Here is a 15,016-nt window from a genome sequence, read left to right as displayed (position 1 = left end):
AACGTATTTATCGCTGATAAAGGCTATGACAGCGAAGCTTTAAGGGCATATGTTGACTCTAAAGGTGGTGACACCGTTATACCGACGCGAAATTATGGACAAGATATCGACAAAGAAAGCATGGATTGGTGTCTCTATAAGTATCGACATTTAGTTGAGAATGCTTTCGCGAGGATTAAGCACTTCCGAGCAATATCAACGAGATATGATAAGTTAGCAAGAAATTACGCCAGTATGGTATCACTGGCGTTTACTATAATGTGGCTGCCGATGTATTGCTGAATAAAATGTGTACAGCAAAGATCAACACGCCCTAGCCTTTCTTTACAACCAGTTTTTAAACCAACCGCTAGGTAAGATTGCGTTTAGTCCGTCCAAAAAATCGCCGCGAATTCCAATTGTGCTCAGTAAAGAAGAAGTTGCGAGAATTTTCACCTACCTTGGCGCAAGAGATAAGCTGATTTGTGGACTTATGTACGGCAGTGGTCTACGCATCAATGAGTGCTTGAGGTTACGTATTAAGGATTTGCTTTAACACCCACGCTACCGCCCTTTGGTTGGCGGCGTCCAAAAGGCCTTACAGGGCAATTTTTCGCGGGCTAGATTATCAGATGGTTAGGTGCTTGTTTAGGCAAAGGCGTCTAAAATGTTGGCGAGGTCAGGGTTTGGGGATTTGTCAGGGCATAAACGCAAAAAAGCCGCTGATTTCTCAGCGGCTTTTCGATATGTGGCGGAGGGATAGGGATTTGAACCCTAGAAGGCTTATTAACCCTTGCCGGTTTCAAGACCGGTGCTTTCAACCGCTCAGCCATCCCTCCGAACGCTGTGTATATTAGGGATTTGCCGTTTGCTTGTAAAGGAAAAATATATGGATTGCTGTTTGTTTGGTTAGCTTTCGCGCAATAAAAAAGGGGCCAGCTTGTCGCTGCCCCCTTCTGCTGTTTTTGTATGCAGAATTAGATGTTTTCTACATCAAATTCCACTAATGGGTTTACGTCTGCGTCGTAATCCACCCCATCAACGCCAAAGCCAAATAACTTCAAGAACTCAGCTTTGTATTCATTGTAGTCGGTCAGCTCGGTGAGGTTCTCTGTGGTGATCTGTGGCCACAGGTCGCGACAGTGCTGCTGAATGTCTTCGCGCAGCTCTAAGTCGTCTAAACGCAAGCGTCGTTCGCTATCAACCGCAGGTTCGCTTCCGTCTGTTTGATATAAGCGCTGAGTAAACATGCGATAGATTTGCTCCATGCAACCCTCATGCACCCCTTCTTCGCGCATCTTTTTGAACACCATGGCGATATACAGTGGCATCACCGGGATCGCTGAGCTGGCTTGAGTGACCACGCTTTTCAGTACTGCGACATTGGCGCTACCGCCTTTGGCAGCAAGGGTCTGGTTTAGCTCGCTGGCGGCACGGTCTAAGTCCATTTTGGCTTTGCCCAGCGCGCCTTCCCAGTAAATTGGCCAGGTGAGCGCTGTGCCAATGTAGCTGTACGCCACGGTTTTGCAGCCTTCGGCCAAAACACCGGCGTCATTGAGGGCATTAATCCAAAGCTCCCAGTCTTCACCGCCCATTACGGTAACGGTGTCTTGGATCTCTTGCTCTGTGGCCGGCTCGACGCTTGCTTCGATAAGTTGATCTTTGTTGGTATCGACGGCGGTTGAGGTGTACGTCTCACCAATGGGTTTCAGTGATGAGCGGACCAGCTCGCCGCTATCGGGCAATTTACGGACTGGCGAGGCCAGTGAGTAAACCACCATGTCGATTTGACCAAGATCTTGTTTGATGAGCTCGATGGCTTTTTGCTTGGCGTCGTGCGAGAAGGCATCGCCGTTCAGGCTTTTTGAATACAGGCCTTCTTGCTTAGCAAACTTGTCAAACGCGGCGGAGTTGTACCAGCCTGCGGTGCCTGGCTTTTTCTCAGTGCCTGGCTTTTCGAAGAACACACCAATGGTGGCTGCGCCACCGCCAAAAGCGGCCGCAATGCGTGAGGACAAGCCATAGCCGCTGGATGCGCCCACGACCAGTACACGTTTTGGCGCGTTAGCGATCGGGCCTTGTGCTTTGGTGTAATCAATTTGCTCTTTTACGTTCGCTTCACACCCGACGGGATGTGTCGTCGTACAGAATCAAATCCGCGTAATTTTAGGTTTGATGATCATATTCAACGTCCCTCACAAAATTGAGCTAAGGATAAATACTAACGCCTGCCTATGCATCCCCTTTTACGGAAAAAGGGCAAAAATACCCAGTGGTTGGAGGTGTTGCAGGCAAAAATAGTGGACAAGATCGCAGTGTTAGTCGCCTCCATGAGCGAGCCAATAAAAAAAGCGTCTGCTTATCACAGACGCTTTTCATTCGTGCAATCACAGCATTTAAGCGGCTTTATTTGGGTTAGCTTTGTCGATAGCGCCCCCTTCTAACTGATTTGAGGTAAACCAATCGGCCTCAAAATCATCCACTTGTACGGCGTAAGCACGCAACGCATCACCCTCAAGTCAGTTTTCACGCGCATCAGCGGTGATAATGTTCTGCTCTACCGCTTGTTGTGAGCGGTCGGCTAGGCTAGCTTTACCATTGATTTTTTTGGCTTTCACCGTCCTTGATCAACGCTTTTTCGGTATCACGGCATGCCCACATCGCGGTAAAGGCACGCTCCATCACCGCCACCGGATCGTCGGCTTTTTCCCCGACATAGCACAGATGCGTCCAACGGTCGCGTTCGGCACTTGGGGTCATTAACTGCTCAGCGATCTGGTTAAGCAGCTTGTCGGATGGCATTTTGTAACGCATGCCTAATGGGAACAGTAGGGCGCGTAAACTACGACCCACACCTTTAGCCGGGAAGTTGTTAAAGGCGCCATCAAAGGCTTTGGCACACTGAGCTAAGCAGTATTGCAAGGCATAGTGCACCATCGGCAGATCTTGGCTTGGACGCCCTTCATCTTCGTAGCGCTTCAAGGTTGCCGATGCCATATAAAGATGACTCAATACATCGCCAAGGCGAGCTGAAAGCATTTCGCGGCGTTTTAGCTCACCGCCCAGTGACAACATCGCCACATCGGTGGTGACCGCCAGTGCACGACTCATGCGGGTCAAGTGACGATAGTATTTGGCCGTTTCACCACTCACTGGCGCACTGTTGGTCAGCGAGCCGGTCAAGGCGTTTACTACGCCCATCACGCTATTTTTGGTGGCATGGCCAATGTGTTTAAACAGCAATTTATCAAACGCTTGTGCGCCTTGCTCTTGATCTGGGTTGGCGGCCGCTTCCATTTCTTCGAGCACATAAGGATGACAACGGGTCGCCCCTTGGCCAAAGATCATCAGGTTACGGGTAAGAATGTTCGCCCCTTCGACGGTGATCGCGACAGGAATACCAAAGTAGTGGTGACCAATGTAGTTGAGTGGCCCCAATTGAATGGCGCGGCCCGCGTGAACATCCATCGAATCGTTTAGGATGGTGCGCGCGATCTCGGTCATGTGATATTTAGAAATAGCCGTGATGATCGCCGGTTTCTCACCCTGATCCAGTGCAGTGGTGGTCAGGGTTCGGGTCGATTCAATTAAATAATTTAACCCACCCATACGGCCTAGGCTTCCGCCACGCCTTCGAAACGGCCGATGTGCATACCAAATTGCTTGCGCACATAGCTGTAAGCGCCTGTGGTGCGTGTGGCTAAGTGTCCGACCGCCGTACCTAATGCGGGCAGCGAGATCCCACGTCCAGCAGACAGGCACTCCACCAGCATACGCCAGCCACGTCCGACATAGTCTTTGCCACCGATGACCCAATCGATAGGGATAAATACATCTTCACCCTTGGTGGTGCCGTTCATGAAGGCCATATTAAGCGGATTATGGCGGTCGCCAATTTCAACGCCTGGGTGGTCCGCCGGGACTAACGCACAGGTGATACCGAGATCTTTTTTGTCACCCAGTAAACCTTCCGGATCGCCAAGTTTAAAAGCAAGCCCAACCACACTAGCCACGGGAGCTAAGGTAATATAGCGCTTGTTCCAGCTTAAGCGAATGCCGAGGACTTCCTCGCCATTGTGCTCACCCATGCAAATCACGCCATGGTCGGGAATGCTCCCTGCATCCGAGCCAGCTTCTGGGCCTGTGAGGCCAAAGCAAGGCACTTCACGGCCATCGGCAAGACGAGGCAGCCAGTAATCGCGTTGCTCTTGGGTGCCATAATGGGTCAGTAGCTCACCCGGGCCCAGCGAGTTGGGCACCATGACGGTGACCGCGGCACTTAAACTGCGCGTGGCAATGCGCGATACGATGGTGGAGTTAGCCAGCGCCGAGAACGCGAGGCCCCCGTATTCTTTGGGAATGATCAGCGAGAAAAAGCGTTCTTTCTTCAAGTAATCCCACACTTCTTCCGGCAAGTCTTTTTGCTCTTGCACGATTTTAAAATCGTCCAGCATGGCGAGTAAGGTATCGAGTTGGTTATCGATAAAGGCTTGTTCTTCAGTAGTGAGCATTGGCTTGCCATAGCTGTGCAAGGTCTTCCAATCTGGCGATCCAGAAAAGAGTTCGCCATCCCACCATACGCTACCCGCTTCCATCGCTTCACGCTCTGTCGCAGATAAGGGTGGCAGCACCTTTTTAAAGAAAGTAAACGCTTTATCACTAATCAGTGAACGACGTAACGAAGTTTGAGAGCTCATGATTCAGGTCCTTTTGTTGATCATAGTTGCACTCTTGTTGCTGTTATTGTGCGACCAGAACGGGTTTTACATTGCACCTAACGCGCTGTAGACATCGACAATGCGTTGAGTGATAAATGAGGCTGGCTCCACGTCTACCACGCCCGATGGATTGTTGCGTTAGTCGGCCTGCGATTCCGCCGCAAACGGCAGCACTTGGCCTGGCTGCATCACTGCAGGTTCCGCGTTCATCCCTGCGGCTAGATACGGGATGAGACGATCAACGATCGCTTCGGTGTCTAACGTGCGATCAAAATCATTTTCGGCAATATCACGAAGTGCCTCGCTCGATGCCATGGTGAAAATAGCCGCTCCAAGCGTGAAATGAATGTGCCAAAAGACAGCTTCAGGGGTAAGCGTTGGGTTCGCTTTATGAACGGCTTGATTAAACAAGGTTAATACATGCTCGTAGCGTGTGGTTATAAACCAACGCAAATGTCCTTGCACATCGGTATATCCTCGACCAATTAATTGCATAAAGGTGGCGGCACCATGAGGCCGGTATTGGTCAAGGGCGAGTACCGGCTGTTTGGCACAGGAAAACACTTGGGCCATCGAACAGTCACGCTGGCTTAACAGCGTTTGCAGTTGTTCGCCAAGTGCGGGCATAAATGCCTCGAGATATCGTCCAAGCACCGCGCGCACCAGTGATTTTTTGTCACCAAAATGGTAATTCACCGACGCAAGGTTAACCCCTGCTTTACTCGTGATGGTACGCAACGATGTTTCTTTAAAGCCATGCTCGGCGAAGAGCTGCTCCGCGGCATCCAGTATTTTCGCTTTGGTGTCGCCTCGTCCTGCCATGATTCACTCACCTGATTTAAACGCTTGTTTAACTTTATACCGACACACTTCATTTAACAAGTAAGAAACACCCGCGTATCGCATGAGCAACATCACATTATTGAGTGATGAAAGCGTCCTCGCGACATCATCGGGGTTTCAGTGCCCTTTTGTTGTCACCGTATAATGTTTGGTAAAGGATGAGGCTAAGAGAGGCAGCAACGCGATATGTAACGTATTGAATATCAGTGACTAAGCCGGTGAGTCCGTACGTTCGCAAAAATAGACTGTGCTTTTTTGTACCTGTGTGGGAACCCATTCGCATTTTTGGCAGTCACACTTTGTGCCACTGCTTTTTCTAGAAGACTTTTCTTCTATGCCCACTTGCTCGTTGCTTGTGGGCTTTTTTATGCACTTGCTCCCAAGTTTTGACTTTTATTGCCGCCATAACGCCATTTAATTCCGCCTCGCTGTACAGTGTGCACGCATTTTGTGACAACGGGCTTGGTTAACGCGATATGGAATCCTTGATCTTCTTTATGTTCGTCGCCAGTTTGGTGATGCTCATTGGCAGTATTTGTGGCCTCTTGGCACTATTCAAAGTGAATGCACTCAATCGTGAACTCGCTGAGACGCGGCAAGCTCTCACTCAGCTGCAATCACAATTGACCGTACCAGGTGAGTCCACTCAACCCTCTGCTGATGCCGACAATCCAGCAGAGCAAGAGACTAACGTCGATGCAAACACTGCCATTGTCTCGGGTGATACTCGCACTGTCGCGCGGGAAGCGCTCACCGAGTCTACCCCTCTTGAGCCAAACGAAGCAGAACGGATCACGACACACCAACCCGATACACCAAGCGACAATGGGAATCGCCTCGCATGGCTTGAACGCGCAAAACAGCAATGGCTGGTTTGGAGTGGTGCCGGTATTTTCACCCTCGGCGGACTGTTCTTAATCTCATATCTGATTAGCGAAGGCTACTTTCCTCCTCTGGCGCGTCTTGCCTTAGGTGCCATCTTTGGCGCTGGCTTGATTGTCGGTAGTGAGTGGCTGCACGATAAGTTGCGCCGTTACACTCTTATCCATTGGCCGAGCTATGTCCCCGCTGCCATTGCTAGCGCCGGTTTTATCAGCTTGTTCGGTCTTACCTTAATGGCGGCTACCCCTTACCACTTTATTTCCGAGCCCGTCGCCGTTGTGGTGCTGGCGCTAATATCGCTCGGCGCCGCCTTTTACGGGCTTAGATTTGGCCCTTTATTGACCGTTGTCGGCCTCATTGGTGCGTATGGGGCGCCACTCTTTTCCACTGGTGCCACTCCCAGCTACGGGTTGCTCGCGAGCTATTTTTTACTCGTCGCCGCCGCCATCACGTATGTTGCTCAACGTGTTGAGCGTCGTTGGTTGTGGTATAGCCTATGGGGAATGCATCTTGCCTGGCTGTTTGCGTTTGCCCATTTTTTGGTGCCATTAGTCACTGTCACAGGTTTTGCTCTTGGCTCTGTGTACTTGTTAATTGCGGTGCCAAGATTGGGTTGGCAGCTCAAACCGACACCTGACACTCCGTTGTCTTTGCTTACGCTTTTCGACGTGCGCGCATGGCACCATCACGCGCTCGACACCTGGCTGATGCTTGCCATTATGTCAATTGCATCAATCGCGGTGTTTCCGTTACCTCTCTCTGTCGGTATACCGTTGATCACAGCCTTGGTGGCGTGTCTATATCTCGCCCCACTTTTCTCCGCGCGTTGGGATGCCTGGCCGGTTCTGGGCTTGGTTTGGGTAGCACTTTGGCTATTATCAAGTGATCTTGATAGCTCTTCCCTAGCCCAACATATTGGCCTGGGCATGGGTGTCTTTACCCTGCTTTATGGCTTAGTTCTGGGCAAGCGTGCCCCGCAAAGCATTCACTTTATTTGGTTGGCGTGCCTAGCGGTGCCATTAATGGTGAGCCTAAACGCGGTCGTGACTGATCAGTTGTGGGGTGGACACGTTATACACGCATTTAGCACCTTGTTATGGGCGGCTTGCCTGGCCGGCGGCGCAGCAGTATTAGCGGCGTTTACTCGTCATTTCAAAGGAACAGAGCAAGCGCAAACACTGGCACGATTAAGCTTGTGGTGTGGGGTCAATGCGCACCTCGCTCTCGCGTTGACCTTGCTATTGAGCGAGTACGCACTGACCTTGGCACTGACTCTGCAAGCCGTGATGATGCTTTGGCTCACCCACACATATCGGATAGCACTTACAAATTGGGTTATTCAGGCGCTGGTCACTGCAGTGCTCGCTCGCGCCACCTTGTTATTGCTTACCACTAATCACGTGGAATCGATGCCGGACACACTGTGGCTTTATCCGTCGATTGGACTCTTGATTTATGTGGGTCAGCGCTGGGTACAAAATCACACACTGCCCGCTTGGCTCACTGGCGCGCAACTGCAACTCGCCGCGCTGTGGCTCACAAGTGCAACACTGTGGCTATGTGATCTTCAAGGGCTGACCAGCGTGATGCACTCGGTTTCTGGCGCGGTGGTCATGAGCATGAACTGGTTATTATTGGCGTGTGTTTATCTGTATCGCGCTCGCGCCGCGCAGACGTTCGCGTTTTTGTACCGTATCGGCGGGATCGCCCTCTTAGTCTTAAGTGCACTTATCCAATTTATTCTCTTTTTTGAGCATAACCCTTACTTTGAGGGAATATCGATTGGTCATTCTCCGCTCTCTAGTTTGCTCTGGCCTTGGTGGGGCGTTCCTTTGCTGGCTTGCCTTTGGCTGGGTCGATGGGGATATCTGTCGCTCCCCGCGAGTAAACTACGTGTGCAAACACTGACCAGTATTAGTGCAGCGGTTTTTGGTTTTTTGCTCGTCAATGGTTTGATTCGCCAAGCGTGGCAAGGTAACACCATCGTACTATCACAACCCACCCCAAATGCAGAGCTATACACCTATTCATTGGTTTGGTTAGCGATAGGTAGTCTTAGCCTGCTCGGTGGATACTGGCAGCAATCAGTACGTGTGCAGCAAGGCGCGATGGCTGTTTTGGCGCTGGTGATCCTCAAAGTATTCTTAGTCGATATGGCCAGCATAGAGGGGCTAATGCGGGCGCTGTCCTTTATTGGCTTGGGGCTTTGTTTGGTGGCGCTAGGGGGATTGTTTCAGTGGCTCAAGCAGCGGCAATGGGCCGCGTAGTTTCAAGCAGGTTAAGCGTTGAGTGAACAGCTATATGTGTTCCAATTCAGTGAGATGGCGACATTAATTGCCGCCATTATTGCGAGATGAGTCACATATGAATTGCCAATTGATTAAATATCACGACTTTTTTTAATTTGTAGGAACTTCTTTGTATTCGCCCAGTCCTAATGGGTGCATCGGTAAGAAATGCCTTATCCCCCTCAGTGATTGAGGTGCTCGATTCTCCTTCTTTCCGAACTGCTGCTGCTTTTTCTACTTACTTAGAGTTTATTTGTCTCTACCTTTATTTTGCCCACCTTGTGTGGGCTTTTTTTATTTTGGCGCGGGATCATCAGACGTCACTTGGCCATCGGCAATCATTTGATAGGGCGACGCATACCGCAAGGTGAGTCCCAGCTGCGCCAGCGTATGCGAAGCATCAATCCATTTACCGTCGCCAGCACTCTCGTGGTATTCAGGCGGTATTAATCCCATTTCGCGCGCGGCCCAACCGTAATAAACGCCTTTGGATGGATGAAGCTCGGCACACAAATGATAGACGTGTCCCCATTGGCGCTGGTGAATTATCGCGCTGATCGCTGCTATCACATCGCTACGGTGGATAAGATTGACCGGCTCGCTGCCGCCAGACAGTCCAGTGCGTCCCGACAACATGGTCGATGGATGGCGTTCACCGCCGATTAAGCCTGCCAGACGCACGACACTGCCCTGATCGCCATACACGCGAGTAACATGGGCTTCAATAGCTTCGTGCGCTTTACCGGATGCTGTTGTCGCGGCGGTCGGCGTTTGTTCTGTCACTTGCCCTTTACGCTCGCCATACACAGACGTGGTGCTAATAAAGAGCACGTGCTCAACCCCCGATTGCGCGAGATGATCAATAAAAGCGGTCATCGCGCGGCGGTAGGCATTAAAATCTGCATTACGTCGTCCTGCCGCGATATTGATCACCACAATGTCGCACTCAAGCAATGGCTGCGCGTGATGGTAATCGGGTGTCATTACATCAAAGGGCACTACGGGGGTATTTAATGACTGGCTCCATGCTTGCGCTGCGTCCGATTGACGCTTGGTCCCAACCACTTGGTGTCCTGCCGCTAACAAGTGCGACGCAAGTGGGGTCCCCAACCAACCACAACCACATATTCCGACTTTCAATCCTGACACAAGCACTCCTTAGGGTTACGTAATTATTTTTCAATGTAATCGCCTTCACACCGCGTTTTGACCCATTTTTGACCGATTATTTATTTCACGCTGTAAATATATTCCTTGATTATGTAAGGAAATAACCAAAAGCGTGAATGATGACAAAGTTTTTATTCTCAGATAGTCATAATAATGTCATTACAAAGCGTGAGCGGATAGACTATCAATCATTAAACGGTGGTCAAAAACCGTGATGATTGACGTACTTAAACACTGCATTTTACTCGCTCTCAGGGAGCGGTAGTTTTTTAATTTGGTCTTGAACGTAAGCGGTAACTCAGATGAATACTCTGGAAAAAATACAAAAAAATCTTGAAAACTTCAGCAAGTCTGAAAGAAAAGTTGCTGAAATTATTGTCGCCTCCCCTCAAACCGCTATCCATTCGAGCATTGCGACGCTAGCAAAAATGGCTGATGTGAGTGAGCCAACGGTGAACCGGTTTTGTCGTCGCTTAGACACTAAAGGATTCCCCGACTTTAAACTGCATTTAGCGCAAAGTTTGGCAAACGGCACGCCCTATGTGAACCGTAACGTTGAAGAAAACGACGGTGCTGATGCTTACACGGCGAAGATTTTTGAGTCAACCATGGCTTGTTTGGATGTGGCCAAGAACAGCATTGATACCCACCAAATTAACCGTGCTGTGGACATGTTGACACAAGCAAAGAAGATCTCCTTCTTTGGCCTGGGTGCCTCGGCGTCCGTTGCTCACGATGCGCAGAACAAATTTTTCCGTTTCAATATCCCTGTTGTCTGCTTTAACGATATTGTGATGCAACGCATGAGCTGTATTAACTGCAATGACGGCGATGTGGTGGTCATGATCTCACATACCGGTCGGACCAAGAGTCTCGTCGACGTGGCAAACTTGGCCCGAGAAAATGGCGCAACCGTAATTGGCATCACACAGCGCGACTCGCCGCTCGATAAAGTGTGCTCTCACACCATTCAGCTTGATGTCCCCGAAGATACCGATGAGTACATGCCAATGGCAAGTCGTGTGGTACAAATGACAGTGATCGACGTGCTGGCCACCGGCTTTACCCTGCGTCGCGGTCCCGGATTTAGAGATAACTTGAAACGTGTCAAAGAAGCCATCCGCGATTCACGCTTCCATAAAGAATCATTGACCTAATCCTGAGGAGTGCATGGCACTCCTTTTTTTGTGTCATCTCGTTGATATTTTCCATGCGCTACACTGATGTCAGCGTTTGATTAGTTTATTACCAAGCGGTGATGCTTGCCTCGCAACACGCTTCTTGCGCATCACCCTGTCTATAGGAGTTAATCATGTCTGCAAAATTGAGAAGAACGAAGATTGTGACCACATTGGGCCCGGCAACGGATAAAGACAGTGTGTTGGAGTCCGTCATTCAGGCGGGTGCGAATGTCGTTCGCCTCAACTTCTCTCACGGCAGTGCGGAAGATCATATTAAGCGTGCCGAACAGGTGCGTGCGATAGCAGCCCGGCTTGGCCGTCATGTGGGCATTTTGGGTGATTTACAAGGGCCTAAAATTCGTGTATCCACCTTTAAAGACGGCGCAATCATGCTGGCGGTAGGTGATAAATTTGCTCTAGACAGCGACCTTTCGCCGGGAATGGGCGATCAAGACGCTGTGGGCCTCGACTACAAAGCTCTGCCTCAAGATGTGACCAATGGCGATATTTTGTTGCTCGACGATGGCCGTGTACAGCTAAAAGTGTTGGCGGTTGAGGGCACCAAAGTTCACACCGAAGTGACGGTGGGCGGGAAGCTATCCAACAATAAAGGGATCAACAAAAAAGGTGGTGGCCTGTCTGCGCCTGCGTTGACCGAAAAAGATAAAAAAGACATTCTCACCGCCGCTAAAATAAAGGTCGATTTTTTAGCTATCTCGTTTCCTCGCAACGGTCAAGACATGCATTATGCCCGCTCATTAGCACGTGATGCTGGCTTGGATGCGCGCTTGGTGGCTAAAGTTGAACGCGCAGAAACCGTGGTCAGCGATGCCAGTATTGATGACATTATCGAAGCGTCTGATGTAGTGATGGTGGCACGTGGCGATCTGGGCGTTGAAATTGGTGACCCTGAATTGGTTGGGGTCCAAAAACAATTGATCCGTCGCGCACGCAGTATGAACCGCTTAGTGATTACCGCGACTCAAATGATGGAGTCAATGATCACCGCCCCGATGCCAACCCGTGCAGAGGTCATGGATGTCGCTAACGCCGTGTTAGACGGTACAGATGCGGTGATGTTGTCGGCAGAAACGGCGGCAGGACAATATCCCGTTGAGACGGTACGCGCCATGGCAGAAGTGTGTGTCGGTGCTGAAAAAATGCCGTCAGTGAATGTGTCTAACCATCGCTTGGATCGCCAATTTGATAGCCAAGAAGAGACGGTATCGATGGCAACCATGTATGCGGCCAACCATATGAAAGGGATTAAAGCCATGGTGTCGCTGACTGAGTCAGGCCGCACTGCGTTGATGATGTCGCGCATTTCCTCAGGGAAGCCTATTTTTGCCTTGTCTCGTCATGAGCAAACGCTGAATCGTGCGGCATTGTACCGCGGCGTCATGCCTGTGTATTTTGATAGCAACAGCGGCGCCGGTCCGCAAGTGGCCGAACAGGCTCTGCAGACACTGAAAGCCGGTGGTTTTTTGAATGAGGGCGATCAGGTCATCATGACGCAAGGTGACCAAATGGAAGTGGTAGGCTCAACCAATACTATGCGTGTGTTAACAGTCAAATAACCATTCGGCATGGGTAACAACCAGCATCCATAATTAGAAAGGCGATCCAGACGGATCGCCTTTTTTCGGTTAAAACTGCCATTCAAAGACGCCTTTTCTTTAGCTCGACAGGGCGGGTTTAGGGCGCCAGTGCGGGTTAATGTGCGCCATTAATAGGTGATCTTCCATTGACCGTTAATCAGCAGATAATCACGTGCTCGCCCTTCTTGTTCAAACCCGACGGCTTCTAACACCTTGGCACTGCGCGCATTGCATGGCATGTAAGCGGCATTGACGCGGTGAATGTGGATATTGTCGAACAACCACTGATTGGTGGCTGCCAATGCGCGGCACATAATGCCTTGTCCTTGTGCAGCTTGGTCTAACGAATACCCGACGGTGCAGGAATACGAGGGGTATTGCATCATGCTGCTATAAGAAATCACTCCCAATACCGTGGGTGAATCTTGCTTGGCGATGAGAAAATAATACGCCAGCTGATGTTTTTGTAATTCCATCAGCTGAAGTACCCGTCGTTTCCAGCCTTGCTCGGAGTAAAAGCCCGATGTTCGCGCCGGCTCCCATGGTGCTAGAAAGTCGCGATTACGCTGAAAGTATTGCACCACCCGCGTGACGTCTTCATGGCTGATGGCACCAATGCGTAGCTCATCCACCGACAATCGTGGGAAGTCACACACTGAGGGTTCGTACATAGTCACTGTCTTGGCCCGAGTTATTTCTTACCAATACCATAATCGCGCAGTTTGTTCGCGATAGCGGTATGCGAGACATCCAGCCGCTTCGCCAATTTACGCGTGGAGGGATAGCTTCGATACAGGTTGTGTAAGATCCCAGATTCATAGCGCTTCATGATTTCGTCTAATGAACCATCGATCGACTCTTCACTCATAAACTGGGTGTTTTCGATTTCCGGTAACTGCACATCATCAATCGTCATTACGTCGGCATCGGTCTGGGTCATGGCATGCAGTAACACATTGCGAAGCTGGCGAATGTTGCCCGGCCACGCATAGTGGGTCAAATAATCGGCGAGAGCGTCATCAATACCTGGCTTGGATTGGCCTAAATCGGCGGCAAATTGTTTAATAAATAGCTGCGCTAATGGCATCACATCCGCGGAGCGCTCTCTAAGCGGTGGCACCGTCAGCGACAAAACGTTCAGGCGATAAAAAAGATCTTCACGGAATTGATGCGCGGCCACCAGCTCAGGTAAGTTTTTCTGCGTTGAGCAAATCACTCGCACATCAACCTGCATTTCACGCTCTTCACCGACCCGACGGAAAGTGCCGTCTTGCATAAAGCGCAGCAGTTTTACCTGCAGGTGACGGCTCATTTCACCCACTTCATATAAAAAGACGGTGCCGCCATCCGCTTGCTCTAAAATTCCTTTTTTAGCGCTGCCACCCTCTTCTGCGGCGGCCATGCCAAACAGCTCGGTTTCGGCCGCGTTATCTGGCATCGACACACAGTTAACCAGCAAGAAGGGTTTGTCTGCCCGCAGTGAATGCCGGTGACAGGCGCGCGCCATCATTTCTTTGCCGGTTCCGGTCTCACCTTGTATTAGCAATGGCGCATCGAGCATCGCCAATTTTTTGGCTTGGCTGATTAGCTGCTTAAACTTATTCGATTGACCCACAAGGTGCTCAAAACCATGATCGCTTGGCGTGCGGAAAACCGTTTGCGGGGTGTTATTCATGGCCACTTGTTTTAGTTGGACCACGGCGCTGACGAGCACAGGCTGTTCGCTTTCATCATTGATATGGACAGGCATCACTTCCATTAAGAAGTCGAGGCCGGCCATCACTACCATTCGACAGCTTTGGCTGGCTTCTTCTTTCTCAAGCCAATGAGCAAACTGAAAATCGGGGAACACGGTATTCGCATGTTCGTCGATAAGCTGGTGTTCACTGGAACCGATCAGATCTTGCGCGGCTTTATTGGCCATATCGATGTAGCCATCTAAGTTGATCGACACCACAGGGTCGGTCAAGCTTTCCACCAAGGCACGCAGCTCTTTATGCTCCCGTTCGGCGGGTAAGAACTGGACTTTGCGCACATCGGTGACCCCAGAAATCAGTCGAATTTCAGACATCAACTGACTAAAGGTTTCAAATTCAATTTCAGGGCAGTTCAGATAGATAATCCCGACCTGGTCGATTTCGATCCCGCGTAAATCAATATCGCGGCGTACCAAAATGTCGAGCAATTCGCGGGTCAGTCCGATCCTATCTTCACAACAGACTTTCAGTCTCATAATGGATTCCTGTAACGTGACAGTGATACCCAATACCGGCGCAGAACAAGATGGGATGAGGTGGTTAAAACTTGCTCTGATCAAGACGTTACATAAGCACTCGTCAGAATTTTCGCGCGCGCCG

At 50.3% G+C, this 15,016-nt stretch carries 9 protein-coding genes, 1 tRNA gene and 2 pseudogenes; 5 read left to right on the top strand and 7 right to left on the bottom strand.

The window, feature by feature from the left end; translation table 11 throughout:
* Nucleotides 1-282, top strand: a 282-nt coding sequence (locus tag DZ54_RS0101375) for an IS5/IS1182 family transposase (RefSeq protein WP_025672856.1), incomplete at its 5' end; no start/stop codon positions are given.
* Between the two features lie 7 nt (nucleotides 283-289).
* Nucleotides 290-535 carry a tyrosine-type recombinase/integrase gene (locus DZ54_RS27290; protein WP_025672855.1) on the top strand — a complete coding sequence of 82 codons (246 nt, stop codon included), beginning with the start codon at nucleotides 290-292 and terminating at the stop codon, nucleotides 533-535.
* Between the two features lie 193 nt (nucleotides 536-728).
* Here DZ54_RS27290 and DZ54_RS0101365 read toward each other — a convergent pair.
* The 4 genes and pseudogenes from DZ54_RS0101365 to psrA all read right to left on the bottom strand — a co-directional run bounded on the left by DZ54_RS0101365 (nucleotide 729) and on the right by psrA (nucleotide 5,519).
* Nucleotides 729-818: transfer RNA gene (locus DZ54_RS0101365), tRNA-OTHER, on the bottom strand.
* Nucleotides 819-956: 138 nt separating this feature from the next.
* Nucleotides 957-2,162 (bottom strand): annotated as a pseudogene (gene fabV / locus DZ54_RS18005) (enoyl-ACP reductase FabV).
* 390 nt (nucleotides 2,163-2,552) lie between these two features.
* Nucleotides 2,553-4,676: pseudogene (locus tag DZ54_RS18000) on the bottom strand (acyl-CoA dehydrogenase); the annotation flags it as partial.
* A gap of 159 nt (nucleotides 4,677-4,835) precedes the next feature.
* Nucleotides 4,836-5,519, bottom strand: a complete 684-nt coding sequence (psrA, locus tag DZ54_RS0101350) for a TetR family transcriptional repressor PsrA (RefSeq protein WP_025672854.1) — start codon at nucleotides 5,517-5,519, stop codon at nucleotides 4,836-4,838.
* 497 nt (nucleotides 5,520-6,016) lie between these two features.
* Here psrA and DZ54_RS0101345 point away from each other — a divergent pair, with 497 nt between their 5' ends.
* The gene (locus DZ54_RS0101345; RefSeq protein WP_025672853.1) at nucleotides 6,017-8,689 is read left to right on the top strand and encodes a DUF2339 domain-containing protein; all 2,673 of its coding nucleotides are present in this window, start codon (nucleotides 6,017-6,019) and stop codon (nucleotides 8,687-8,689) included.
* A gap of 315 nt (nucleotides 8,690-9,004) precedes the next feature.
* Here DZ54_RS0101345 and DZ54_RS0101340 read toward each other — a convergent pair whose 3' ends face one another.
* Nucleotides 9,005-9,859, bottom strand: a complete 855-nt coding sequence (locus DZ54_RS0101340) for an SDR family oxidoreductase (protein ID WP_025672852.1) — start codon at nucleotides 9,857-9,859, stop codon at nucleotides 9,005-9,007.
* Between the two features lie 323 nt (nucleotides 9,860-10,182).
* Here DZ54_RS0101340 and DZ54_RS0101335 point away from each other — a divergent pair, with 323 nt between their 5' ends.
* Together DZ54_RS0101335 and pyk are read left to right on the top strand one after the other, a co-directional pair.
* Complete coding sequence (locus DZ54_RS0101335) at nucleotides 10,183-11,037, top strand: MurR/RpiR family transcriptional regulator (protein WP_025672851.1); 855 nt, start codon at nucleotides 10,183-10,185, stop codon at nucleotides 11,035-11,037.
* Between the two features lie 155 nt (nucleotides 11,038-11,192).
* A complete protein-coding gene (gene pyk, locus DZ54_RS0101330) occupies nucleotides 11,193-12,638 on the top strand; it encodes a pyruvate kinase (protein WP_025672850.1) in 1,446 nt (481 codons plus the stop codon).
* 149 nt (nucleotides 12,639-12,787) lie between these two features.
* Here the strand turns inward: pyk and DZ54_RS17995 are convergent, their stop codons facing one another.
* Complete coding sequence (locus DZ54_RS17995; RefSeq protein ID WP_240473884.1) at nucleotides 12,788-13,330, bottom strand: GNAT family N-acetyltransferase; 543 nt, start codon at nucleotides 13,328-13,330, stop codon at nucleotides 12,788-12,790.
* A 20-nt stretch (nucleotides 13,331-13,350) separates the two neighbouring features.
* Nucleotides 13,351-14,892 carry a transcriptional regulator TyrR gene (tyrR, locus tag DZ54_RS0101320; RefSeq protein WP_025672849.1) on the bottom strand — a complete coding sequence of 514 codons (1,542 nt, stop codon included), beginning with the start codon at nucleotides 14,890-14,892 and terminating at the stop codon, nucleotides 13,351-13,353.
* Between the last annotated feature and the right edge of the window lie 124 nt (nucleotides 14,893-15,016).

It is taken from the genome of Salinivibrio socompensis S35, from assembly GCF_000513715.1.
In the GTDB taxonomy this organism is placed as follows: domain Bacteria; phylum Pseudomonadota; class Gammaproteobacteria; order Enterobacterales; family Vibrionaceae; genus Salinivibrio; species Salinivibrio socompensis.
The sequence above is the reverse complement of the archived record's forward strand: the minus strand, read 5'-3'. Positions and strand labels throughout refer to the sequence as shown.

What these genes read in the sequence shown, in the direction of transcription:
- psrA (WP_025672854.1), bottom strand. Translation starts at nt 5,519, where the DNA reads ATGGCAGGACGAGGCGACACCAAAGCGAAAATACTGGATGCCGCGGAG.
- DZ54_RS0101335 (WP_025672851.1), top strand. Translation starts at nt 10,183, where the DNA reads ATGAATACTCTGGAAAAAATACAAAAAAATCTTGAAAACTTCAGCAAG.
- DZ54_RS0101345 (WP_025672853.1), top strand. Translation starts at nt 6,017, where the DNA reads ATGGAATCCTTGATCTTCTTTATGTTCGTCGCCAGTTTGGTGATGCTC.
- tyrR (WP_025672849.1), bottom strand. Translation starts at nt 14,892, where the DNA reads ATGAGACTGAAAGTCTGTTGTGAAGATAGGATCGGACTGACCCGCGAA.
- pyk (WP_025672850.1), top strand. Translation starts at nt 11,193, where the DNA reads ATGTCTGCAAAATTGAGAAGAACGAAGATTGTGACCACATTGGGCCCG.
- DZ54_RS17995 (WP_240473884.1), bottom strand. Translation starts at nt 13,330, where the DNA reads ATGTACGAACCCTCAGTGTGTGACTTCCCACGATTGTCGGTGGATGAG.